Source organism: Mucilaginibacter sp. KACC 22063 (assembly GCF_028736115.1).
Lineage (GTDB): Bacteria > Bacteroidota > Bacteroidia > Sphingobacteriales > Sphingobacteriaceae > Mucilaginibacter.
Map to the genome: position 1 here is coordinate 2,845,706 of NZ_CP117877.1, position 25,256 is coordinate 2,870,961.

Annotated in this window: 21 protein-coding genes; 13 read left to right on the forward strand and 8 right to left on the reverse strand. The window is 41.4% G+C overall.

Translation table 11 applies throughout. The annotated features are described in order from the left end of the window. Positions 1 to 8: 8 nt before the first annotated feature. Entirely contained in the window at positions 9 to 2,042 is a 2,034-nt protein-coding gene (locus PQ461_RS12250; protein ID WP_274205810.1) for a DUF3858 domain-containing protein, read from the forward strand. Continuing rightward, positions 2,039 to 3,946, forward strand: coding sequence for a transglutaminase family protein (locus PQ461_RS12255; protein ID WP_274205811.1), 1,908 nt, complete (start codon positions 2,039 to 2,041; stop codon positions 3,944 to 3,946). The genes PQ461_RS12250 and PQ461_RS12255 overlap by 4 nt, the downstream gene beginning before the upstream one ends. Before the next feature lie 8 nt (positions 3,947 to 3,954). Here PQ461_RS12255 and PQ461_RS12260 read toward each other — a convergent pair whose 3' ends face one another. The 5 genes from PQ461_RS12260 to PQ461_RS12280 all read right to left on the reverse strand — a co-directional run bounded on the left by PQ461_RS12260 (position 3,955) and on the right by PQ461_RS12280 (position 11,643). Beyond that, on the reverse strand, positions 3,955 to 4,539 hold the full coding sequence (locus tag PQ461_RS12260) for a C40 family peptidase (protein WP_274205812.1): 585 nt from the start codon (positions 4,537 to 4,539) through the stop codon (positions 3,955 to 3,957). Between the two features lie 140 nt (positions 4,540 to 4,679). Further along, on the reverse strand, positions 4,680 to 7,289 hold the full coding sequence (mutS, locus tag PQ461_RS12265) for a DNA mismatch repair protein MutS (protein ID WP_274205813.1): 2,610 nt from the start codon (positions 7,287 to 7,289) through the stop codon (positions 4,680 to 4,682). Positions 7,290 to 7,409: 120 nt separating this feature from the next. Continuing rightward, complete coding sequence (locus PQ461_RS12270) at positions 7,410 to 7,829, reverse strand: hypothetical protein (RefSeq protein ID WP_274205814.1); 420 nt, start codon at positions 7,827 to 7,829, stop codon at positions 7,410 to 7,412. 107 nt (positions 7,830 to 7,936) lie between these two features. After that, complete coding sequence (gene alaS, locus PQ461_RS12275) at positions 7,937 to 10,657, reverse strand: alanine--tRNA ligase (RefSeq protein ID WP_274205815.1); 2,721 nt, start codon at positions 10,655 to 10,657, stop codon at positions 7,937 to 7,939. Positions 10,658 to 10,773: 116 nt separating this feature from the next. Continuing rightward, the gene (locus PQ461_RS12280) at positions 10,774 to 11,643 is read right to left on the reverse strand and encodes a creatininase family protein (protein WP_274205816.1); all 870 of its coding nucleotides are present in this window, start codon (positions 11,641 to 11,643) and stop codon (positions 10,774 to 10,776) included. 121 nt (positions 11,644 to 11,764) lie between these two features. Between PQ461_RS12280 and PQ461_RS12285 the strand changes: the two genes are divergently transcribed. Next, the gene (locus PQ461_RS12285; RefSeq protein ID WP_274205817.1) at positions 11,765 to 12,658 is read left to right on the forward strand and encodes an MBL fold metallo-hydrolase; all 894 of its coding nucleotides are present in this window, start codon (positions 11,765 to 11,767) and stop codon (positions 12,656 to 12,658) included. Between the two features lie 49 nt (positions 12,659 to 12,707). Here the strand turns inward: PQ461_RS12285 and PQ461_RS12290 are convergent, their stop codons facing one another. Further along, positions 12,708 to 13,565 carry an aldo/keto reductase gene (locus tag PQ461_RS12290; RefSeq protein WP_274205818.1) on the reverse strand — a complete coding sequence of 286 codons (858 nt, stop codon included), beginning with the start codon at positions 13,563 to 13,565 and terminating at the stop codon, positions 12,708 to 12,710. 111 nt (positions 13,566 to 13,676) lie between these two features. Here PQ461_RS12290 and PQ461_RS12295 point away from each other — a divergent pair, with 111 nt between their 5' ends. Next, on the forward strand, positions 13,677 to 13,886 hold the full coding sequence (locus PQ461_RS12295) for a hypothetical protein (protein ID WP_274205819.1): 210 nt from the start codon (positions 13,677 to 13,679) through the stop codon (positions 13,884 to 13,886). Positions 13,887 to 13,959: 73 nt separating this feature from the next. Here PQ461_RS12295 and PQ461_RS12300 read toward each other — a convergent pair whose 3' ends face one another. Further along, positions 13,960 to 14,253 (reverse strand): YciI family protein, encoded by a 294-nt coding sequence (locus PQ461_RS12300; RefSeq protein ID WP_274205820.1) that lies wholly within the window; start codon positions 14,251 to 14,253, stop codon positions 13,960 to 13,962. 72 nt (positions 14,254 to 14,325) lie between these two features. On the opposite strand from PQ461_RS12300, the gene PQ461_RS12305 reads away from it, so the two are divergent. The 5 genes from PQ461_RS12305 (at position 14,326) to PQ461_RS12325 (ending at position 18,354) form a co-directional block, all read left to right on the forward strand. Continuing rightward, complete coding sequence (locus PQ461_RS12305; RefSeq protein ID WP_274205821.1) at positions 14,326 to 15,000, forward strand: DUF6843 domain-containing protein; 675 nt, start codon at positions 14,326 to 14,328, stop codon at positions 14,998 to 15,000. Positions 15,001 to 15,007: 7 nt separating this feature from the next. After that, complete coding sequence (locus PQ461_RS12310) at positions 15,008 to 15,919, forward strand: hypothetical protein (RefSeq protein ID WP_274205822.1); 912 nt, start codon at positions 15,008 to 15,010, stop codon at positions 15,917 to 15,919. A 67-nt stretch (positions 15,920 to 15,986) separates the two neighbouring features. After that, positions 15,987 to 17,168, forward strand: coding sequence for a galactokinase (locus PQ461_RS12315; RefSeq protein WP_274205823.1), 1,182 nt, complete (start codon positions 15,987 to 15,989; stop codon positions 17,166 to 17,168). Continuing rightward, a complete protein-coding gene (locus PQ461_RS12320; protein ID WP_274205824.1) occupies positions 17,149 to 17,685 on the forward strand; it encodes an RNA methyltransferase in 537 nt (178 codons plus the stop codon). The genes PQ461_RS12315 and PQ461_RS12320 overlap by 20 nt, the downstream gene beginning before the upstream one ends. 9 nt (positions 17,686 to 17,694) lie before the next feature. Next, on the forward strand, positions 17,695 to 18,354 hold the full coding sequence (locus PQ461_RS12325; RefSeq protein WP_274205825.1) for a YdeI/OmpD-associated family protein: 660 nt from the start codon (positions 17,695 to 17,697) through the stop codon (positions 18,352 to 18,354). 74 nt (positions 18,355 to 18,428) lie between these two features. On the opposite strand, the gene argS is transcribed toward PQ461_RS12325, so the two are convergent. After that, a complete protein-coding gene (gene argS / locus PQ461_RS12330; RefSeq protein ID WP_274205826.1) occupies positions 18,429 to 20,195 on the reverse strand; it encodes an arginine--tRNA ligase in 1,767 nt (588 codons plus the stop codon). Positions 20,196 to 20,274: 79 nt separating this feature from the next. On the opposite strand from argS, the gene PQ461_RS12335 reads away from it, so the two are divergent. The 4 genes from PQ461_RS12335 (at position 20,275) to PQ461_RS12350 (ending at position 25,254) form a co-directional block, all read left to right on the forward strand. After that, a complete protein-coding gene (locus PQ461_RS12335; RefSeq protein ID WP_274205827.1) occupies positions 20,275 to 21,717 on the forward strand; it encodes an arginine deiminase family protein in 1,443 nt (480 codons plus the stop codon). A 72-nt stretch (positions 21,718 to 21,789) separates the two neighbouring features. After that, positions 21,790 to 22,719, forward strand: a complete 930-nt coding sequence (ctlX, locus tag PQ461_RS12340; protein WP_274205828.1) for a citrulline utilization hydrolase CtlX — start codon at positions 21,790 to 21,792, stop codon at positions 22,717 to 22,719. 217 nt (positions 22,720 to 22,936) lie between these two features. Then, on the forward strand, positions 22,937 to 24,331 hold the full coding sequence (locus PQ461_RS12345; protein ID WP_274205829.1) for an arginine decarboxylase: 1,395 nt from the start codon (positions 22,937 to 22,939) through the stop codon (positions 24,329 to 24,331). Positions 24,332 to 24,402: 71 nt separating this feature from the next. Continuing rightward, complete coding sequence (locus PQ461_RS12350; RefSeq protein WP_274205830.1) at positions 24,403 to 25,254, forward strand: AraC family transcriptional regulator; 852 nt, start codon at positions 24,403 to 24,405, stop codon at positions 25,252 to 25,254. The last annotated feature ends 2 nt before the right edge of the window (positions 25,255 to 25,256 follow it).

Consider the following 25,256-nt stretch of genomic DNA (forward strand, 5'->3'; position numbering starts at 1 on the left):
GCAGATATATGGAAAAAATATTATTTTCATACCGTTTATTACCCTTATCCATGTTTAAATACATATTCTCCCTAATTACTTTTATTACTGTTAGTTACTCATCAGTTTTAGCCCAGGATTTTGACTGGGGAACACATACCAACGAAGAGTTGGATATGAAACGTTATCAAAAAGACACCACCGCACATGCACTTGTGTTAAATGAGTTTGGTAAAGTATACTTCACTACAGGCACAGACCGTGTATTGCTGATTACCGAGCGGCACGTAAAAATTAAGATCTTTGACGACAAGGCTTTTGAATCAAGTGGAAACGTGGCTATCCCGTTATACAAAACGGATAACTCTACCCTTGAAATTGCAAGAGATATCAAAGGCATCACCACCTATGCCGATGAAAACGGTATTGTCCACACAGCAGAACTCGATCCTAAAAAGGTATTTTATATCAACGAAAGCAAACACTTTGAGGGTGTAAAGTTTGATATGCCCAACCTGCGTAAAGGATGTATCATTGAATACAAATACACCGTTGAAAGTCCATACATCCATAATATCCCACGCTGGGAATTTCAGGATGATATACCCAAATTAAATTCAGAAATATACCTGAGTATACCGGCTATATACAATTATCATATCTCTTTGCATGGACCTTTTAAACTTACTAAGAACAAGTCTGATTTAACAAGGGATTGTTTTTCAGCAGGTGGTACCAAGTGCGATTGTTCTGAACTTACTTTCGGAATGGCCGATATTCCGGCGTTCGTTGAAGAGGAATACATGACGGCGCGAAAGAACTTTATTTCTGCCATTAATTTTGAGCTTACGGATTATATGAATCTGAGTACCGGCGTTAAAGTAAAAGTTGCGCAGGAATGGAGAGATATAGATAATTCATTAAAAACCAATGAATACTTCGGTAGCCAGATTAAACGCAGTGGTTTAATGAAAGACCGTATTAAGGGAGTTATCGCAGGACAAACTACCGACATAGCAAAAGCAAAGGCGATTTATGCCTTTATCCAAAAAAACATCCGTTGGGATAACAACTATGGAAAGTACAGTGCCGATGGTATCCGTAAAGCGCTTGATGACCACAAAGGCAGCATTGGAGATATTAATCTTGCATTAATAGCTGCACTTAAAGCTGCAGATATCAACACAGAAGCGGTTATACTTGCTACAAGGAATTATGGGTTGGTGAACAGGCTATACCCTACTGCTGATGATTTTAATTATGTAATTGCAAAGGTCAATATTGATGGCAAAAGCTATATGCTTGATGCCAGTGACCCATACCTGGGATTTGGCATGTTACCGCTGCATTGTATCAACGATCAGGGCCGTGTCATCAGTTTTGAAAAACCATCTTACTGGATCGATATCACTCCTCCATTTAAAAAATCAGAGTTGTTAAGCTTTGAACTTACGCTACAGCCGGATGGTAAACTAAAAGGGATTTATCAACTTATCAGCACTGGTTACGAAGCCTATTTGCAACGAAAAGCCATTAAGAAATTTAACAGTGTTGATGAGTATATTGAAAACCGTGACGAACGCTGGTCGAAGATCAAAGTTTTAAAAGCAGATATCTCCGGCCTTGACAGCCTGGACAAACCACTTGTGGAGAATTATACAGTAGAAATTAACGCTTTTAAAAACACAGCAGGCGAAAAGCTAATGTTAAACCCTAACATTTTAGGCAGGCAGATCACTAACCCGTTCAAGTTGGTTGATCGCACCTATCCGGTGGATATGGGTATGCCTTCAGAACGCAGGATCATGGTTACCCTGCATGTGCCGCACGGCTACAAATTTGAACATATGCCAAAGGACACGGCATTTGCTTTGCCTAACGGTGGTGGTAAATTAATTATTTCAGCAGCACAGAATCAGGATGATGATGTTTGTAATTATTCGCAAATGCTGCAGTTTAACAAGCCCGTTTATACGGTAGCTGAATATCCGTATATCAAAGAACTTTATAACAAGCTGATACAGGTTGATGCTGGTGATATTGTATTGAAAAAAGGCTTATGAGAAGGATTTTAGCTATTGCCTTGATCTTGTTCGGTAGCATCAGTGTCAAAGCACAGGAAGATTACAGCGCAAGCCTGATCCCAAAAGAATTGCTGCCTTATGCAAGCGCGGTGATGCGCAACTATGAGAAAACGGTTGAGATCAGGAACAAAGAAACGGTTGTCTATCACATTAAGGAAGCCATAACCGTACTTAACCGCAATGGTGCCGAAGCGGCTCATTTAGGGTTATGGTATAATAAAGGTTCAAAGATCAAATCAATTAAGGGGATGATCTATGACGAGTTTAATAAACCTATCAGCAAAATATCATCCGGTAATTTTGAAGATCAGGCCTATATCGACGACTATTCTTTGTTTGAAGATAACCGTGTAAAGCATTATAATCCAAGCGTAACAACCTACCCTTACACAGTTGTGTATGAATATGAAACACAATCAAACCAATCGCTTAATATTACACCGTGGTACCCTGTTGAAGAGTCGGGCGTGGCAGTTGAAAAAAGCGTATACAAAGTAATTTGCCCGGCGGATGAATCATTAAGGTACAATGAAAATAACTTTAAAGGGCAGGTTGAAACAGGCACAACTGATAAGGGACTGAAAACTTATACCTGGCGAGCTGCCAATATTAAAGCATATCGCGATGAACCGTACAGCCCGATCATGAGTAATTACATTACAAGCGTACGTGTTGTGCCGCAACATTTTGTATATGGCGGCATCCCGGGCAGTTTTACCAATTGGGAAGAACTTGGCAAATGGAACTATGAGAAACTTTTGGTCGACAGGCAAAAGCTATCATTGGCCACGGTTGAACAGATGAAAGAGCTTACCGCTAACATTACAGATCCAAAGCTGAAAGCAAAAGCGATATATGAATACATGCAGCATAAAACGCGTTATGTAAGTATCCAGATAGGCATTGGCGGGTATCAGCCTTTCCCAGCTACCGATGTTGACCAGCTTGGTTACGGCGACTGCAAAGGCCTTGTAAATTATACCCAGGCTTTACTGAAAGCTGTTGGCATTAACTCGTGGTATTGTGTGGTTGAAGCCGGTAACAGCAAGATCAGCATGAAAAAGGATTTTGCCAGCATGGACCAGGGTAACCATGTTATTTTATGCCTGCCCTTTAAAAATGATACGACCTGGCTGGAGTGTACCAATCAAAAGATCCCATTTGGTTATTTAGGCAGTTTCACTGACGACCGCACAGTACTTGCCTGTACGCCCGAAGGCGGAAGATTGTTGCACACCCCTAAATATACAACCGAGCAAAATATAGAGAGCCGTACAGCTGATGTTACTATTGCCGCAGACGGAACATTGACAGGAAAAATGCTAACCACTTTTAGCGGCTCACAATATAATAACCGCCGCGAATATGTAGATGAACCTTTTAGGGAGCAGGCTAAGGCTGTGCAGCGCATCTATCCTATTAATAATATGGAAGTGAAAAGTTATCAGCTGAAAGACGAACCAAAATATCAGCCGGAAATGAAAGAGGCTGTACAGTTTGAAGCGCCTGAATATGGCATGACAGAAGATGATAAGCTTATTTTTATTGTTAACCCTACTAACAGGGCCGGTACGTTAAGGGAACTGGTTAACCGCACACAGCCTGTTTATATTAATCGCGGTTATACCGATATTGATAAAATAGTTTATACCATTCCCGAGGGATATGAACCCGACAAAAAATTGCTAAGCCTAAGCATCAAAAAAGATTTTGGCAGCTACAGCGCTAACGTAAGCCTGAACGGAAACCAATTGGTATACACCCGTAAGTTTCAACTTAAAGACGGTACGTATAGTAAGGATGAGTACAGCGAACTGGTCGACTTTTATCAGTCGGCAGAAGAGGCCGACCATTATAAAATGGTATTGGTAAAGAAAAAGTAGCGTTCAGCTTATTGTTCCTGCGGATTAGTAACCATTGCGGATGCATCGGTTTGCAGGTTAATGGAACCTGCACGTGAGAAATATTTATACATGGATGGGTCATGTAGCCGGATGATCATTACCCCTTTGCGGCTGCTGGCATGCACTACATACCCGTTTTGCAGGTATATCCCTACGTGGCTGAATTTCTTACCGTCAAAGTCGAAAAACACCAAGTCACCTTCCTGCAATTCGTCTTCATATTTACGTTTAATTACATTGATCTGCTGACTGGTGATCCGCGGAATATTGATGCCATACACCTGCTGCTCAAGCAAATAAGCCAGACCAGAGCAATCGACCCCATTTTTATCCAGCCCGCCAAAGCGGTATGGCGTGCCTGTCCACTCCTCAATAAAATTATATAAACGGCCGTTTTGTATGGCGTCTTTATCAACGCCCATTATTCCGGCATATTTTTCGGCTATAAATCCCTGCGGCTTAACAACTTCTCCCGGACTGCCTTTCAGTACGGCTTTTTTAGATTTACAGGATGCAAATAAAAGCAGCGTAGCTACAAATAATATGGCAAAACGAGGCAGGCGTTTGATCATGAAAGTAAAATTAAAAGGCAATACAATTACACTAAAACGAATATTATTAACATATCAACATAATCGTTTGAAGAAAGATATTAAGACAAAAGAAATAAATTTCGAATCATTACTCCTTTATCTTTTCCTCTTTTGTCCGACTAGCTTTTCAGCATGCGTTGTATCTCGTCAAGCTTCATCATGGCCTCAACAGGTGTAAGGGTATTTACATCAAGGTTATTCAGGGTATCGCGAATTTTTACCAGTACAGGATCATCTATCGAGAACATCTGTAATTGAAGGGCCTGCTTTTGTACTTTTTTAATGCTTTCTTTAATATGTTCGCCGCCGGTACGCTCATGCTCTAGTTTCTTCAAAATTTCGTGCGCACGTGATAAAACTTTAGGTGGCATACCTGCTAGCTTAGCCACATGGATGCCGAAGCTGTGTTCGCTGCCACCGGGTACAAGCTTGCGCAGGAAGATGATCTGGTGACCAACTTCCTTAACTGTGACATTAAAGTTTTTGATGCGGTTAAAAGAGTTGCTCAGCTCATTTAATTCGTGGTAGTGCGTGGCAAAAAGCGTTTTAGCCTTAGCCGACGGATGATTGTGCAGGTATTCGGCAATGGCCCATGCAATGGAAATACCATCGTAAGTGGAGGTACCCCGGCCGATCTCGTCAAGCAGGATCAGGCTGCGGTCTGAAATATTGTTCAGGATGCTGGCCGTCTCATTCATTTCCACCATGAAGGTAGATTCGCCCGATGATAGATTATCGGATGCGCCAACTCTGGTAAAAATCTTATCCACTACGCCAATAGCCGCCTCTTTAGCAGGAACAAAACAGCCCATCTGTGCCATTAACACAATAAGGCCGGTTTGGCGTAACAAGGCAGACTTACCCGCCATGTTGGGACCGGTAATAATGATGATCTGCTGCGTTTCCGAATCGAGGTAAACATCATTGGTAATGTATGCTTCACCCGGCGGCAAATTCTTTTCTATAACCGGGTGGCGGCCGCCTTTAATATCAATCACGCGGCTGTCGTTGATCTGCGGCTTAACGTAATAGTTCTTTTCAGATATAGTAGCAAAGTTCAGCAGTACATCTAACCGTGCTATCAGTTGTGCATTCAGCTGAATAGGCTTAATGTATTCTGCCAGGGCATAAAGCAGTTCATTATACAGCTTGGTTTCTAAAGCCAGTATCTTTTCTTCGGCACCAAGTATCTGCTCTTCGTATTCTTTAAGCTCCGGGGTAATGTATCGCTCGGCATTTACCAAGGTTTGCTTGCGTATCCAATCGGCAGGCACTTTATCGCGATGTGCATGCGTTACTTCCAGGTAGTAACCGAATACATTATTAAAAGCAACCTTTAATGAGGGTATGCCCGTTTGCTCCGCTTCCCGTTTTTGAATCTCTAAAAGATATCCCTTGCCGCCAAAAGCTATCTTACGCAAGCGGTCAAGCTCTTCGTTAATGCCTTCGGCCATAACGCCGCCTTTGGCAATTAAAACAGGCGGCTCGCTGTTCAGCTCCTGCCCTATTTTTTCGCAAATAAAAGTACAGGGATTAAGCTGATCGCTGATGGCCTTTAGCGGAACATTCTCGGCCTGATCTGTGATTTTTTTGATCTGATCTATTGCCGATAGTGCTTTTTTTAGCTGGCAAACCTCACGCGGGTTGGCCTTCTGCAATCCTATTTTAGAGATCAGCCTCTCCAGGTCGCCAATTTGCCTAATGTGCTGTTGCAGGTCATCGCGCAGCTCACTAAAAGCCATCAGGTGTTCTACTACATTCAGGCGGTCGGTAATCGGCTTAATGTCTTTTAACGGCATCACTATCCAGCGGCGTAGTAAACGTGCGCCCATTGGCGAGCAGGTGTGATCCAGCACATCGGCAAGGGTAATCGCATTTTCATTAGCCGAACCTACCAGTTCGAGGTTGCGAATGCTGAACCTGTCGAGCCACAAATAGCGTTCTTCCTCAATACGGGAGATACCGGAAATATGCTGTAAGTTACGATGCTCGGTTTCATTTAAATAATGCAGCGCCACACCGGCTGCAACAATACCTAAATTCAGTTTATCGATGCCAAAGCCTTTAAGCGACTTTACACCAAAATGTTTCAGCAGGGTTTCCTGTGCGTAGTCGCCGGTATAGGGCCACTCGTCAAGCATGTAGGTATAAAACCTGTCGCCAAAAGCATCGCTGAAATCACTGCGGCGTGTTTTAGGATAAATCACCTCGCTTGGCGAAAAGCTTTGCAGCAGCTTGTCGATATAACCCAGGTTACCTTGCGCCGTAAGAAACTCGCCTGTTGAAATATCAATTAAGGCAATACCTGCACTTTGCTTTTCGAAATATATAGAAGCGAGGTAGTTGTTACGTTTTTGCTGAAGAATGTTATCGCTAACAGCAACACCGGGCGTAACCAGTTCGGTAACACCCCGCTTAACAATAGTTTTTGTTGTTTTAGGGTCTTCGAGTTGATCGCAAATAGCCACACGCTGACCGGCACGTACCAGTTTTGGCAAATAAGTTTCGAGCGAATGATGCGGAAACCCGGCCAGTTCAATATGCGTAGCAGTGCCATTAGCCCTTCTGGTTAACACAATGCCTAAAATCCCTGCCGCCTTTATGGCATCCTCCCCAAAAGTTTCATAGAAATCACCCACACGAAACAACAATAACGCACCAGGGTATTTACCCTTGATCTGGTTGTACTGCTGCATCAGCGGCGTTTCTTTCGTAGCGTTCTTTGCCAATCCTTTATAAAATATTAATCTGTAAAGTTAAGGTGTTGGCCTGTAATTACGTGCGGTGTTGAAAAGTTTGATAAGTGTGGATTAATTCGGTTACTGATGTTAGAGGTAGGAATAATACCATCAGTTACTGATCCTTACATATTCATCAGAGGCACCCGCATCTACTGCAAAAAATGGCATTGAGATGGAAAGCGTATCCTGATTACCACGTTTTATGGCATATACACCTTTTACAACGTTATTCACCAGCAGGGCATCGGCATGGTAATCGTCGTAAAAATTGTAATTTTTGGCTAACTGATAATTGCCGCTTTCTATAACCTGTCCTTTTTGCGACTGTATATACTGCGTATCGGTAAACTTAATAATTGTAAGATCAGATTGATTGGCTGCCGTGCGCCTGGTGCCGGCTATGGTGGTTTCATAATGTGCGTTTAAGCGCCATTGACCAACTATAGAACCCGAGCTTTGCAGTTTCTCCTTTTTACAGGCCGAAAGGGTAAGCAGGGCTATTGCAATAAAACATTTCAAATAGTTCATTAGGGATAGGATTTTAAGCATATACGCATATTGCAATCAAAGTGAAACAACACCTAACAAAAAAAGCAGCGGTGTTGCCGCTGCTTTCAATATTCAATATGTCAAAACTATTTAATGTATGCTGATGCCTTAGTTAAAGCCCTGTCAAGCCCGCTTACGTCTTTACCGCCAGCGGTAGCAAAAAACGGCTGACCGCCGCCGCCGCCCTGAATTTCTTTAGCCAGTTCCCGTACGATGGTACCTGCATTTAAGCCTTTATCTTTCACCAGATTTTCTGACAGCATAACGGTTAAACCGGGCTTGCCTTCAAAATCAGCAGCTAATACCAGGAACAGATCAGAAACTATATCTTTCAGTTGATAGGCCAACGTTTTTACCGCATCGGCGTTAGGCAATTCTACCTTTTCGGCAATAAAGTTGATACCATTGATGTTTTGCACCTTAGCAGCAATTTCGGTTTTTAGTCCGGATGCCTTTGCCTGTAAATTCTTACTTGCCTCTTTCTTCAGCTTATTATTTTCTTCAATAAGGCCTTCAACGCTTACCATCACATCTTTAGGGTTCTTTAAAACCTCACGCAACTGTTTAATCAGCTTACTTTGGTCGCTCAGGTAATTTTCGGCAATAACGCCGGTAATAGCCTCAATACGGCGAACGCCTGAAGCTACAGCACTTTCAGACATAATTTTGAAGAAACCTATGTTGCCGGTATTTTTCACATGCGTACCACCGCAAAGTTCCTGCGAAAAGTTTTCATCGAATGTGATGACACGCACATAGTCGCCGTACTTTTCACCAAAGAGTGCTGTAACGCCACGGTCTATCGCATCCTTAAAATAAACGTTACGCTCTTCCTTCAGCGGAATAGCTTCACGGATCTTTTGATTAACGATGCGCTCTATGGCCTCCAGGTCGTTGTCATCAATTTTGCTGAAATGCGAAAAATCGAAACGCAGGTAATCAGGATTCACCAGTGAACCTTTTTGGGCAACATGATCGCCAAGTACCTGCTTTAGTGCAGCATGCATTAAGTGCGTAGCCGAGTGGTTACTCTCGGTAAGCATACGTTTACCCGGGTCAATCGACACGTAAAAAGTACTGCTGAGGTCAATGTTGGGGTTAATCCTGTCTGTATAATGTACAATTACACCATTCTCTTTTTGAGTATCGGTAATGGTAATGGGCTCAAAATCCTCAGAATTCTGGCTCTCCATGTTCTTATACCGCTCGGGGCTCAACACGCCGGTATCGCCTACCTGACCGCCGCCTTCGGCGTAAAAAGGGGTTTCGGCCAATACAATTTGGTACTGTTCTTTCCCTTTTGCAGTTACCTTGCGGTATTTGATAATTTTTGTCTCCGTTTGAAACAGATCATAACCAACAAAATGCGTTGGCCTGTCGGCGCTCACCATTACCCAATCTCCGGTATCAATTGCCGTAGCCAGGCGTGAGCGGTTTTTCTGCTTTAAAAGCTCGGCTTCAAAACCTTCCATGTTAACAGTAAGGCTTCTTTCACGTGCCATTAATTCAGTTAGATCTATCGGAAAGCCATAAGTGTCATATAACTCAAAAGCAAACTCACCCGATATTTCGCCAAGATTTACTTCATTCAGCGATGTTACTGAATCAAATTTACTGATATGGTTCTCAAACAAGTTGATGCCTTTTTCAAGCGTACGTAAGAAAGAATTTTCTTCCTCCAACACCACCTTTTGCACAAAGTCTTTTTGTGAGTAAAGCTCATCAAACACACCTTTAAACTGTTCGGCCAATAAAGGCACCAGTTGATTTAAAAATGGTTCTTTGAAGCCTAAGTACTGGTAAGCATAACGCACAGCGCGGCGTAAAATACGGCGTATTACGTACCCTGCTTTATTGTTCGATGGTAGCTGACCATCCGCAATGGCAAAGCTGATCGCACGTATATGGTCGGCCATAACACGCATGGCTACGGCATCATTCCAGGCATTTAAAGCCTCACCCTTCCCGGTAGGGATGGCTTCCCTGTCGTATACTTTCCCTGATTTCTCAGCGATGAACTGTATTAAAGGCTGGAAAACGTCGGTATCGTAGTTGGATGTTTTGCCTTGCAGCACACGTACCAATCGCTCGAAACCCATACCGGTATCCACATGCTTAGCCGGAAGCGGTTGCAGCGATCCGTTAGCCAGGCGGTTAAACTGCATAAATACGTTGTTCCATATCTCAATTACATTCGGGTCATCGGCATTTACCAATGTGGCACCCGAAGTTGCAGCACGTTCTTCATCCGTCCTGCCATCGAAATGGATTTCAGAACACGGGCCGCAGGGGCCTGTTTCGCCCATTTCCCAAAAGTTATCTTTCTTGTTCCCGGGCAAAATATGGTCTTCTGCTACATACTGCTTCCACAGATCGTATGCTTCCTGATCTTTCTCCAGGCCTTCTTTTTCGTCCCCTTCAAAATAAGTTACGTACAGTCGGTCGGCAGGCAGTTTATAAACTTCGGTTAGCAGTTCCCAGCTCCATGCAATCGCATCTTTCTTAAAATAGTCGCCAAAGCTCCAGTTACCCAGCATCTCAAACATGGTATGGTGATAGGTATCAATACCCACCTCTTCCAGGTCGTTATGCTTACCAGAAACGCGCAGGCAACGTTGTGTATCAGCTACGCGCGGAAATTTCGCAGGGGCTTCTCCCAAAAAAATGTCTTTAAACTGGTTCATGCCAGCATTAGTGAACATTAAAGTAGGGTCGTTTTTAACTACTATGGGTGCCGATGGCACAATGGTATGTCCTTTCGAAGCAAAAAAATCTAAAAAAGCCTGGCGTATTTCCTGCGCTGTCATTATAAAAATTTAAAGTGGAGCAAAGATAATAAAATAGTCTATCGTCGATAGTTCATCGTTTATGGTATATCCGTCGCTGCTAAAGCAAAAAACATCAACTATTATCTATCAACTCACTACCTCTTCCCTACACTATCCACCCTGTTATAAAATTCCTCCTGCAGTTTCAGCGTTTGGGTATCGGCTTTCACTTGTTTAAGCGCGTTGGTAAATCCTGTTATTTCATGGTCTACAATCAGCTTGCCGAGTTCTTTAGTGGCTTTATCGCCCTGGCCTGCATAATGATTTGGGTACGAAGCATACCACCATATCGGCGTGTATAAATTGGTTAAGTTTAATCGTTTCTGGTCTGCACCTGATTGTTGGGTACCTTTTTCCGGATGGATCAGGTCGGGCCGCAGGTATAGCATGGTTGAAGTTTCGCTTTCGCCGGCGTGCAGATCTGTAGATGGCGGGGTTTTACGCAGCTTCTGGTTTTCTTTCTGATAATCGGCATCATTGCCCGGTGTATAAAAGTAAACGGCATAATCATGGCGCTTATTCAGTAACGACTGCATAAAGAATTTAATAAACTCCGGGTTACCGCCATGCCCGTTCAATATGATGATCTTATTAAAACCGTTGCGTGCAATTTCGTCGCAGGTGGCTTGTAACAGATCCAATATCAGGTTTGATGGTAAGGCAAATGTACCCGGCTGATGGCGCGCCTCATTGATCTGCCCGTAAAAGTAATCGGGGAAAATCACGGCATATTCATTTTTGGTTACCCGGGCTGCAATTTCACGTACATGGATCAGGTCGTTACCGAGCGGCGCATGCGGACCATGTTTTTCCAAAATGCCGATAGGCAGTATACAGGTGCGTGCTGATTTTTCAAGTGCGGCGGGCCATTCGGGTGCGCTAAGTTCGTCCCAGCGGGTAGGTAATTGTTGCGCAATAGCGCTGCTGCATACTATTAAAAATAGTAAAGTTAGGTAGTTTCTCATATTGGTTTAAAATTAGTGTCATAAAGCTAAGCATAAGCGGCAAACAATATTCGCGTTTATCAATTTTTAATAACTTTATCGGGCTATTTTTTAATGGCACATTTATACAATCTAACCGACTATGAAACGCCGTCACTTTATATCAGGAACAGCTTTTTCGCTTGCTGCATTAGCTTTGTCGCGCAGTAAGGCATTTGCTGCCCTTGCTCCTAATTCTTATCAGTTTAAACCACTGCGCCGTAATGTGGGCATGTTCGCCGAACAAGGCGGCACAATCGCCTGGCTGGCCAATAACGAAGGCATTGTGGTAGTAGATGCCGAATTCCCTGCCCCTGCCGGAGATTTGATCTGCGAATTAAAAAACCTGTCTGATCAGCCATTTCGATATTTGATCAATACCCATCATCATGGCGACCATACCAGTGGCAACATTAGCTTTAAGGGTTTGGTGAAGCATGTGGTTGCCCATGAAAATTCGTTAAAAAACCAAAAGGCAGTAGCACAGGATCAAAAAACTGAAGACAAGCAACTATATCCTGATATTACCTATACCAAAAACTGGAAAATTAAGATAGGCGACGAAAAGATCAAAACCTACTACTGGGGACCGGGCCATACCAATGGCGATAGCATGATCCACTTTGAAGAAGCCAATATTGTACACACCGGCGACCTGGTGTTTAACCGCCGTTATCCTTTCATTGATAATAAAGCCGGTGCTTCTGTGGTAAACTGGGCTAAAGTGCTTGAGAAAGCGCAAAAGCAGTTTGATAAAGACACTCTATTTGTATTTGGCCATGCCTATGATCCTGAAAAAGTGACCGGCACCATGGAAGATATCAAAGCCATGCAGAATTATATGGAGCAACTGGTAGTATTTGTACAAAAGGAGATTGATGCGGGTAAAACCAGGAATGATATCTTATCGGCAACAGCCATTCCGGGGATTGACGAGTGGAAGGGCGATGGCATACAGCGCAGTTTGCAGGCTGCGTATGAAGAGCTTACGCTCTGATATAAAAAATTAAAGCCCTGATTATCTCAGGGCTTTAATTTTTTGCGAATTATTGCGAAATGCCGTTCAGCAGTTCCATATCTTCTTCAGTCAACTCAATGTTCGCTGTCTTCAGGTTATCTTCCAAATGCGCCACTTTTGATGTTCCGGGGATCAGTAAAATGTTATCGGCATGGTGCAGTAACCAGCTTAAAGCAATTTGTTGTATGGTTGCATTATGCTTTTCGGCTACCTGCTTAAGTTTGTCTAAGGCCTCCACATTACCGCCACTCAGCGGGTACCACGGAATAAACGCGATGTTCTGTTCTTTACAGTACTCAAGCACAGATTCCCATTTACGGTTATCAACGCTATACATGTTTTGTACAGATACTACCTCAAAGTATTTCTGCGCATTTTTAATATCATCAACACTTACTTCAGATAAGCCAATGTGGTTTATTTTACCTTCCTGCTGCGCCTGTTTTAAAAACTCAAATGTTTTTTCGGCAGGTACCTTAGGGTCAATGCGATGTAGTTGGTATAAATCTATCGTATCTACTTTAAGGCGTTTCAGGCTGCCTTCCAAAGCTTCTTTTAAATGTTCAGGGCTGGCATCAACAGGCCATTGGTCTGGGCCGGTACGTAATAAACCACCCTTGGTTGCAATTACTAACCCTTCCGGATATGGATACAAGGCTTCGGCTATTAATTCTTCCGAGACATTTGGACCATAACTGTCTGCTGTATCTATAAAGTTTACATCAAGTTCTACTAAACATTTTAAAACACGGATCGCCTCATCATGATCTTCCGGTGGCCCCCATATCCCTTTACCTGTAATGCGCATGGCACCGTAACCCAAACGGTTAACGGTAAGATCGCCCCCTATTGTAAATTCCTTTTTCAATTGTCCGTTGCTCATCATTTTATTATTTAAGATTTGAAACATCCAAATCAAAAATAATGTTTAAGAAAAGGATAAGGGCAACTGTAATATGACAGTTGACAAACAAGTAACAGAACTAAAACAAAACTTATGAAAAGCAAAACATTAATAGCAGCAATACTGGTAGCAGGTAGTATGACTGCCTTTGGTTGCAAAGGCGGCGCTTCCGGCGAAAAATCAGACTCTACCATGTTAGATACGCAGGCACGCGATTCGGCGGCGGCAACCGCCACCCAAGCACAGGGAATGGATTCAGCAGCACATGATACTACCAAGAAAGACACTGCAGTAAAAATGTAATTTAGATCAGTTGATTTGTCAATTTACTTGTGATCTTTAAGTGTGCTGATTGACAAATCAACTGGTTATCGAATTACAGATCCGCAACCCTGATTGGCTTTACATCTACCGTTTCCCAAACTTTTTGAGTGATATATGGCTCATCCTGTAACCAGGCATTCAGGGCTTCTTCAGATTCAAACTGCATCATCATTACCGAACCAATCATATTTCCATCCTGATTTAACATAGCTCCGGCTTTAATAAAGTTGCCACTCTCTTTCAATTTCTTTGCAGCATCTAAATGATGTGGCCTTACATTTAACCGGCGTGTTAAAGCTTCGGTATCTATGTGATCGTATGCGGTAATTAAGTATTGATTCATCATTATATTGTTTTGAACAATTATACTGATTGTTTAGTTATAACACTAAATCTTACCATTATTACTGTTATGACCATGAAGAGGCTAAGAAATATTGCTATTTATTATATTGTTTTTGGTATTGCATGCGCACTTAGCTTCGTTTTTTTCAATTTCTTTTGGGTAGGTATTGCAGGCTTACTATTGCTTATCTACTATTATATTGCAAAATATGTATATCAGCAGCACAAAATACCATCACGGGTCAGCGCTACTATGCAAAATATCTTAACTGTATTTTTTGTATTGCTGCCATTACTTGCATTGCTTTCTGTAGAATTATATTATAACAGATCATTTAAACAAATGATCATCGTTCCTGAAAATTATGAAGGAATTATAGTAGTAGGTTATGGCGATACTAAACAAAGTAACAAACAATGGAAAGATGGCTACCGGGTTATAAAGGTTAACTCTAACGGTATTGCTAAAACTTCATTTACGGTACCAGAATATATTGGTTCACAATTAGATGGAACACTAATTCATTACAGTAATGATTTAAATAGTACGATCCCTATTAAATCGGCAGATCCAATAAATAATGATACTACTAAAACTAATGCATATATAGTTGACTTTACAAAAAACTATCAGATTTATATCCTTACTAAAAGGTTCTCGAAGTTTTTTAAGCCAAAAACTTTTAATGAACCCGATTCATTGTCAAAAATTAAGATAGACGCAAAATTAGATAGCCTAAATAATTGACGAATTTATGGATGCTGTTAACATCACTTTCCAGGCATACATACCATACAACTTAGGGAAACCGCTTATTTCCTATTTTGAAGGTGACCCTCGCTTCAGTCCGGACCTTATGGTAAATTACACTGAGTTCAAAAGCAATTTAATGACTGCTAATATGTATGGCTGTAATTGGATACCCGAACCAGTAACTGGTACTTTATTAAAAAGATTTTTTGCAACAGACGATGCTGCCTTTCATAACAAAAATCATAAAACTCATACAGCGCGTTTAAAACTTGAGGGTAATATTGATCTTACAAAGGTTGGAAGGTTTACTCAATTTGATGCTAAATCTATATTTTTCGACAAGCACAACCCTAAACGCCCGGTATATACTCAACACTCCGACTTGAGCCGATGTATTACGGCTGGGATAGGTTACGAACAACTTGTTCATGCTGGAAACTTCGTGGCACATGGTAATAAGTGGAAAGGCTTTTTCAAGGCTTCATTACCTGAAAGATCAACAGAACTTGCAACGGATATAAAACTAAAGAATGATATAACGGGTCCTTATTTCGCAGCGGCCGGTACACCTGCCTCTGCCTTATGTGATACAACAATTATTGATGTCTCAGGAAGTGCAGGATATCCCTATCTTGAACCACTGTCTCCAAACATAGATCTAAGTTTAAAGATTAAATTAATTAAACGGGGTAATACTGTTCTTGTAATAATTGAAGGTACGCACAATAAATTCCCGGCTTATGAACTTTTGATAGATAACAATTTGATATATAGTTACAATCCCTTACAGCATGGCTATAAAGGCCCAACACCTTTTAATCTAAATCAGTCCATTAACTTTCAAAAAAGCTATATCGCAACAATACGTTTACAAACATTTATGAACCAGCAAACTGTTAAGAGACCTTTTTAGATAATTTTTTTCTTGTTGCAGGAATAACTGTATTTTTTACAATATTTGTTTTCTATCAATTTCCTAAATGAACCAACAGCTATTTCAAACGTTTAAACAACGTTATAATCAGGATGCTAAGCATTTTTATTTTTCACCTGGCCGTGTTAACTTAATCGGCGAGCATATCGACTATAATGGTGGCCTGGTTATGCCATGCGCCATTACTTACGGCACCTATTTGCTTATTACGCCCAACAATGACCGTGTATTCCGCTTTAGCAGTGTCAATTTTGAAGATTATGCTGAAATAGAAATCAAAGCCGCTTATCAAAAAGACGACAGCCACTGGTATAATTATCCGCTTGGCGTGATCCATCACTTTTTAAAGGATGGACATCAGTTTGAGGGGCTTGATTTCCTGTACTATGGTAATATTCCCATCGGTTCTGGCTTATCGTCTTCTGCTTCTATTGAAATAGTTACGGCTTATGCCTTAAACGAAATATTAAATGCGGGTTATACCAAGCTTGAACTGGTTAAACAAGCAAAGTCTGTAGAGAACAATTTCATTGGCCTCAACAGCGGCATCATGGATCAGTTTGCCGTAGCATTTGGCGAAAAAGACAAGGCATTAATGCTTAATTGCGATACCCTGGCTTACGATGCCGTTGATTGCCACCTGGGCGAATACCTGTTGGCTATTATCAACACCAATAAACTGCGTCAACTGGCCGAATCAAAATACAACGAGCGTGTAAGCGAATGTCAAACAGCACTAAAAGCTTTGCAGGCAGAATTGAGCATAGAAAACCTTTGTGACATAGACACGGCCACTTTTAACCAATATGAACACTTGATTACTGATGAAACGGTTAAAAAACGTACACGCCACGTTATTGAAGAAAACGACCGTGTTAAACTTGCTGCAAAATCGCTTGCTGCACATGACCTGTCTGCCTTTGGTGAAATGATGTATGCATCTCATGATTCATTGCGCGACTTGTACGAGGTTAGCGGTAAAGAACTGGATGCGATAGTTGACTATGCACGTACTAATGCCGATGTTGCAGGAGCGCGTATGACGGGAGCCGGATTTGGTGGTTGTGCCATTGCATTGGTTAAAAAAGATGGTTTCGATAACTTTTCAAAAGAAATTACGGAATTTTACACGCAGAAAATTGGCTATGCCCCTACCGTTTACAGTTCATTAATTGGTAACGGCGTGGGCGAGCTTAACGAACAATTAGATGCGCAAATTAAAGCTTGACGAATTAAACCGGGCCTCCGTTTCAGAATTTAAAGAACAGGAAAAACTACCAGTAGCCGTTGTTTTAGATAACGTGCGCAGTATGCATAACGTTGGTTCGATATTTCGGACCAGCGATGGCTTTGCCGTTGAGAAAGTAATATTGTGTGGTATAACAGGTCAGCCACCGCACCGTGAAATTGAAAAGACGGCATTAGGCGCAACTCAATCTATCGACTGGAGTTATAGCGATACTACCTTAAATGCAGTTGAGCAGTTAAGGGCCGAAGGTTATATCATTACCGCAATTGAACAGGCTGAAAACAGTTTAATGCTGAATACTTTTGAACCGCAAGCGGGTAAAAAATATGCACTCATCTTTGGTAACGAAGTTAATGGTGTCAGTGACGATGTGATGGCTGTAATAGATCATTGCATAGAAATACCACAGTTTGGCACCAAACATTCATTTAACATTGTAGTATCAGCTGGTATTGTACTTTGGGATTTCTTTGCTAAATTAAACCTGAACAACTAAGACGGTTTTATGAACGCCATAGCCAAAAAGCTACAGGTAAAAATGGGGTCAAGGTGGTTGATAGCCAACGCACCTGAAGATTACATTTCTTTTCTTGAACCCTTACCTAATGGCATTAAGCTAACTTTTCAGTACAACCAGAAAGTTGATGGCGTACAGCTGTTTGTAAAAAACAGCAATGAGCTTGAAACTGAAATGCAGCAGATCAAGCCCCTGCTTGAGCTTAACATCATTTTATGGATCATTTATCCTAAAAAGAGTTCTGGCGTAGGTACTGATCTTGAAATGATGGGAAGCTGGGATAAGATGAGCCAACATGGCTTGCGGCCCGTTGCGTCAGCCGCAATTAATGATACCTGGACGGCTCTTCGATTTAAACCAGAAAGTGAGGTTAAGATATCCACTTCGCGCAACTCGGAAATCAAGACCAATGATTACGCGCAGTATATTGATGTTGACAGCAAATCTGTAAAACTTCCGGAAGATGTGCGACAGACCTTACAGCAACACCCTATAGCATTAGCGTATTTCAACGGACTCGCCTACTCGCACAAGAAAGAATATGTGATCTGGATACTAAGCGCCAAACAGGAAAAGACCCGAACAGCCAGAATTGAAAAAATGGTGGAAATGCTGTTGAATAAAAAGAAAAATCCTTCTGATAAATAGATTGACATGATTAGTTATTGCCGAACAATAACTAATCAATGTACTTTATCTTACTGCCTGTTCTTTTACCTCAATTACATTCTTTCAGGCACTTCGATACCCAGCAGGTTCATGCCTTTTGCAATTACACCGGCAGTTGCTGATGATAATTGCAGCCTGAACTTTTTAGAAATTTCGTCCTCTGCCTGTAAAATTGATTTTTCGTGATAAAACTTATTGTAAGCTTTGGCCAGTTCGTAAACATAATTTGCAATTACGGCCGGGCTATAATCTTTTGCGGCCTGCAAAATAACCTGTGGATATTGCGACAGCGTAATGATCAGATCACGCTCAACAGCCGCAAGTTCTTCAATAGCCTGTTCAGCGCTAAAGTCTACACCTGCCCTGTTTAAAACCGACTTAATACGTGCATGTGTATATTGTATAAACGGCCCGGTATGCCCCTGAAAATCAATAGACTCATTAGGGTCAAAAAGCAAACGTTTTTTTGGCTCAACTTTTAGCAAAAAGTACTTTAAGGCCCCCATACCAATCATGTGGTAAAGGTTTAGCTTTTCCTCTTCATCTAAATTATCAACCTTGCCTAATGCCTCTGTTTGTGTTTTTGCAGTTTGTTCCATCTCAGCAATCAGGTCGTCGGCATCTACCACCGTACCCTCACGCGACTTCATCTTACCCGATGGAAGGTCGACCATGCCATAAGATAAGTGATACAAACCTTTTGCCCAGCTTTTACCCAGCTTTTGTAGGATCAGGAACAACACTTTAAAGTGGTAGTCCTGCTCGTTACCCACTACATAGATCGATTCATCCATCTGGAAGTCGTCATATTTTAACTGTGCAGTACCTAAGTCCTGGGTAATATAAACTGAAGTTCCATCGGCGCGTAATACCAGTTTCTGGTCAAGCCCATCTTCGGTCAGGTCAATCCAAACTGAACCATCCTCTTTTTTAAAGAACACACCTTTTTGAAGGCCTTCGTCAATAATATCTTTTCCTAACAGATAGGTATTTGATTCGTAGTAAAATTTATCAAAGTCGACACCTAACTTTTTGTAAGTCTCGTCAAAACCAGCATAAACCCAACCATTCATGGTGCGCCAAAGGTTGATCACCTCCTCATCACCTGCTTCCCATTTTTGAAGCATTTGCTGCGCTTCTTTTATCAGCGGAGCATTCTTTTTCGCTTCTTCTTCAGTTTGGCCGGCAGCTTTAAGCTCGTCTATCTGCTTTTTGTATTCCTTATCGAATATCACATAATACTTGCCCACAAGGTGGTCGCCTTTTTCGCCTGCTGTTTCAGAAGTTTCGCCGTTGCCAAACTTTTGCCATGCCAGCATAGATTTGCAAATATGTATACCCCTGTCGTTTACCAGGTTGGCTTTAATCACTTCATATCCGGCTGCACCTAAGATCTGTGCTACAGAATAACCCAAAAGGTTATTCCTGACGTGGCCAAGGTGTAATGGCTTATTGGTATTTGGCGATGAATATTCAACCATTACTTTCTTGCCGTTTGGCGATATTTCACCAAAGCCTTCTGTTAAAACTTCACGGTTCAGTTTATCGAGCCAGAAAGTTTCAGATAAAGAAATATTTAAAAATCCTTTTATAACATTATAAGCAGATACTTCTGCTAATTCATTCTTTAGGTACTCGCCTATCTCTTGCCCTGTTTGCTCCGGCGACTTTTTAGAAAAACGTGTGAACGGAAATGTAACTATGGTTACCTGGCCTTCAAATTCTTTACGGGTCTCCTGCAAGTTAATATCGGCAGCAGTCAGATCAATATGATATAAGTTTTTAACGGCTTTAGCAGCCGCCTCGGATATGAAGTTCATGCGCCAAAATTAATAAATTGCCATCACCTGCCCGAATTAATTATATCAGCAAAAATCTGATAGATTTGTACAACCACTTATGATACAAAATACCGATTTTAAACTAAGCGTTACCTCTGAGATCGGCCGCTTACGATCGCTTTTAATACACAGCCCTGATAGCGGTTTGGGCAAGGTTGTACCATCAAAAGCACAGGATTGGCTATTTGAAGACATTGTACATTTAGATACCATGCGTGCCGGAGAATACGATTATTACGTTAAGCTGCTGATGTATTTTTTAGATGAGCAAAAGATCAAAGGGAAGCTTAATGCCATTGATGCGCCCGAAAATAATCGCCGCTTTTATAAACCCGACGACCCAGACTTTCATGCTTCGGGCAAGGTTGTAGAAATGCAGTCGCTTTTGGCTGATATTTTAAAGGACGATAAGATCAGGGTTAAGCTTGTAGCCGCAGTTTGCGCCATAGAAAGTTGCGATTACCGCTTGCAACAGCGCTTATGTGATACTGACGCCATAGAGTTAGCCAAAATATTGATCTCGGGCACGATGGATCATGATAAGATGATATTTGCCCCTATCCCCAACCTGATATTTTCAAGGGATATCGGTATCATCATCAATCAGCATGTGTTGATTAATAAGCCTGCGAAAAAAGCACGTACCCGCGAAACCTTGCTTGCCAGATATATATTCTTTAACCATCCGCTGTTTAAGGCTTATACCGATAACATTATCGAAATCCCGGAAACGGTTCAATATTTTCTTCGCCCCGGTGAGGATCAAAGCGAACGTACCACGCTTGAAGGTGGCGATGTAATGGTAGTGAGTACAGACCATGTCATTATCGGTTGCAGCGAGCGCACGTCCCCAAGTGGTGCTAACGAGGCCATTAAATTATTGTTCGGCCATAAGGTGGTAAAAAAGGTGACGATTGTAAAAATTCCGCATAAGCGGGATTATATGCACATTGACACCATTTTTACGCAGGTAAAACGTAATGTGTGGGTGCTTTTAGGATCGCTGGCTATAACCAAAGCAGCTGTAAAAGAAATTGAGCCAATTGCATGGTTTGTAGACAATAAACTGAAAGATCAACCAGAGATCATCCAGTTTTATGCAGATAAACAACAGCCACACCGTTTTAAAAGCCTGGAAGAGTTATTGAACGACATTAGCCAAAACGATCTGCATAGTACAGAGCCAACAAAGTTTATTTATTCGGGCAATAACACGTTCCCTTTTGATGCCCGGGAACAATGGACAGACTCCTGTAATTTGCTTGCCCTAAAAGAAGGTGTTGTACTGGGTTATGACAGAAACGACAAAACTGTAGAAGCTTTTAAGCAAAACGGTTTTAGCACCATTAAAGTAGCAGACCTGTTGCAGCAGCTGGAAAACAACGAGTTGAATACCGAAGACATAAAAGATACGCTGATCCTGATGCCATCGTCAGAACTTTCGCGCGCGCGTGGCGGTTTCCACTGTATGAGCATGCCACTATTAAGAGACGAAATTTAATTAAAAATATAAGTCAAAGGCAGATGTTCTTTATAGGCAGCTTTCTGCTTTTAGCTTTCAGCTTTTACCTTAATGAAAAATAAGCAAACCACATCTACCCTGCTCATGATTCGTCCTGTACGTTTCGGGTTTAATGAGCAAACTGCCGAAAGCAATGCCTTCCAGAATAAAAGCGATAATAAAGCTGAAGATATACAGCAGAAAGCATTGGAAGAATTTGATAATTTTGTTGACCTGCTAAGGGCAAATGGTGTGAAGGTAATTGTTGTGAATGATACCGTAGAACCGCATACCCCTGATTCGATATTTCCTAATAACTGGATATCTTTCCATGCCAATGGCGATGTGCTGATGTATCCCATGCAGGCTGAAAACAGGCGGTTAGAGCGCAGGGAAGATATCATCAGAAAGATTGAGGAAGACTACACGGTAAACCATGTTATTGACCTCAGCAGATTTGAGGTCCAGAACAAGTTTTTAGAAGGCACTGGCAGCATGGTGTTAGACCGTGAAAATAAAATTGCCTATGCCTGCCTTTCACCACGAACAGACAAAGAAGTACTGGAAACTTTTGCCAAAAAGGAAGATTACAAGGCCATTACTTTTGATGCTGTTGACAGCCAGGGTAAAGCCATCTACCATACCAATGTTTTAATGTGTATTGGCAGCAGCTATGTGGTCATCTGCCTTGATGCAATAAAAGACGAAATCGAACGCGGGCAGCTATTAGATTCATTTAAAAACACCGGAAAAGAAATGGTAGCAATCACCTTCGATCAGATGAATCATTTTGCCGGTAATATGCTCGAAGTGCAGAGTACTAACGGTGAAAAGTTATTGGTAATGTCTAAGCAGGCTTACCAATCTTTAGATGATAATCAGGCAGCTACCTTAGAGAAATATATTCGCATCATTTGTAGCGATATTAGCGCTATAGAAACGCATGGCGGAGGCAGTGCACGATGCATGTTAGCAGAAGTACATTTACAGCCCAAAAATTAGCTTTTATAAGTACAAGTTTTCACTTACTTAGCAAAAGTTCACAGAAATTTAACATAAACTCATATCATATTGAATATGAGATATTTATGAGCAATCATTATTATTAAAAATAATAGCTTTTGTTATCCAAAAGTAAACGAAAAAACTATTTGAGATTTTATCTGAAAATTTCACTTAAAAAATTACATTTTTGCGGGAAATTACAGGATTATAATAGATGCAAAGCTACCAGGAGTTTCTGGACCTGAGCGTGGGTTTCCCGCAAGAAGGTTTTGAGATCATTGAAGACGAACTATATTTCAACGATCTTAATTTAATGGAAATGATAGAAACGTATGGTACTCCCCTACGCTTCACGTATCTTCCAATTATTTCTAAAAAAATTCAGCAGGCAAAGCTGATGTTTCAGCAGGCCATTATAAAGAACAATTACAGAGGCGGTTATAAATATTGCTACTGTACCAAAAGTTCGCACTTTAAGCATATTGTTGAAGAGGCATTGAAGAATGATATTCACCTTGAAACTTCTTCGGCTTTTGATATGCCTATGATTGATGCGCTGGAAAAAAAGGGCGTTGTAAATAAAGACATCACCGTTATTTGCAATGGCTACAAAACCTTCCAGTACAAAACATATATCATCGATATGCTGCATGATGGTTACAAGAACATTATCCCGGTATTAGATAATAAGGAAGAGTTTAACATTTACGATGATGAGATCGAGATGGACGTGCCTTGTAACCTGGGTATCCGTATAGCGGCAGAAGAGCAGCCCGACTCGCAGTTCTATACTTCGCGTCTGGGTATCCGTATGGAAGACGTTATCGATTTCTATACCAGCAAAATTGCAAAGAACCCGAATTTCAGGGTTAAGCTTTTACACTTTTTCATCAACTCCGGTATCTCTGATACGCCATATTACTGGAACGAGTTGGAGAAATACGTTACCCTTTATTGCAAGTTTAAAAAGATCAACCCTGAACTGGATACGCTTGATATTGGCGGCGGTATGCCTTTTAAAGATTCGCTGGTGTTTGATTTCGATTATGAGTACATGGTAAACGAGATTGTTAGCCGTATCAAAGAGATCTGCGCCGAAAATGATACCATTGAACCGGATATCATTACCGAGTTTGGTAAATACACTGTAGCAGAAGCATCAGGCATTTTATATAAAGTGCTTGGCCGTAAGCAACAAAACGATCGTGAAAAATGGCTAATGCTTGATGGTTCTTTCATCACTAACCTTCCGGATGTTTGGGCGCTTAACCAAAAGTATATCCTGTTACCAATTAACAACTGGGATGCCGAGTACGAGCGTGTAAACCTTGGTGGTATCACCTGCGATGGCCAGGATTATTACAACCAGGAAGCCCACATGAACAGTGTATTTATGCCAAAGACCCGTAAAGTACAATATTTGGGTTTCTTCAATACCGGTGCCTACCAGGAAGTATTAAGCGGATATGGTGGCATACACCATTGCCTACTGCCTTCTCCTAAGCATGTGATTATTCGCCGCAACCGCGATGAAACATTCAATTTTGAAGTATTCGGTGAAGAGCAGAACAGTAAACAGGTATTAAAAATATTAGGTTACACCACCTGATAACACTTCAACGATATTTAAGGCGCTCATCCGGGCGCCTTATTTGTTATTAGTTTTTAGCTTTGCAGCAAATGAAAAGCATCCCTGTACATAAACTTCAGGAACGGGTAGACATAGGCCTTGATATTCACTATGCTACAGCTGATGAAATTAAACGTAAAGTAGACAAACTTGGCGCACACCGTGACGACCATTACGTGATGTTCATGATAGATAAGGGTACGGCAAGTGTAATGATTGATTTCACCAGGGTGCTATTACCAGAACAGCACATTTACTACATACTTCCTGGACAGGTTCATCACCGTATTGATATTAACATGGCATGTGGGTGGTTTTTAGCTGTAGATACCTCATTAATTGCTAACGAATATCGGGAAGTTTTTGAAAATCATCTTCTATTGCAACAGCCTTGCGGCCTTTCGGCAGAATCATATGAAAAATGTAGCCAGATATTGCATTTACTGCATGATGCCTGTAATTTTAACCGCGACGATCCATTTTTTAAACAGCACATATACGGTTTATTAAATTCATATTTGGCCATTGCAGCAAGTGGTTACAGCAAAACTAAAAACTGTATCGGGCAATTATCGCAGCCCAAAATTATTGCGCAAAACTTCAAACGCCTGCTTTCAGAGCATTATAAAACTGAGAAAAGCCCATCAGCTTATGCTGCCATGCTAAATATTTCCGGCTCTTATCTTAACGAGGTGCTAAATAAGGTTACCGGCTTTTCAGTATCATACTGGATAACGCAGGAAATCATGCTCGAAGCGAAGCGCTTACTGTATCACACCAGCCTTAATGTTAAAGAAATTTCCTTTCAGCTGGGATATGATGATCACACCTATTTTTCAAGATTATTTAAAAAATCAGAAAATATAACACCTCTTGAGTTTCGTCAGCGTTACCACGAATAATC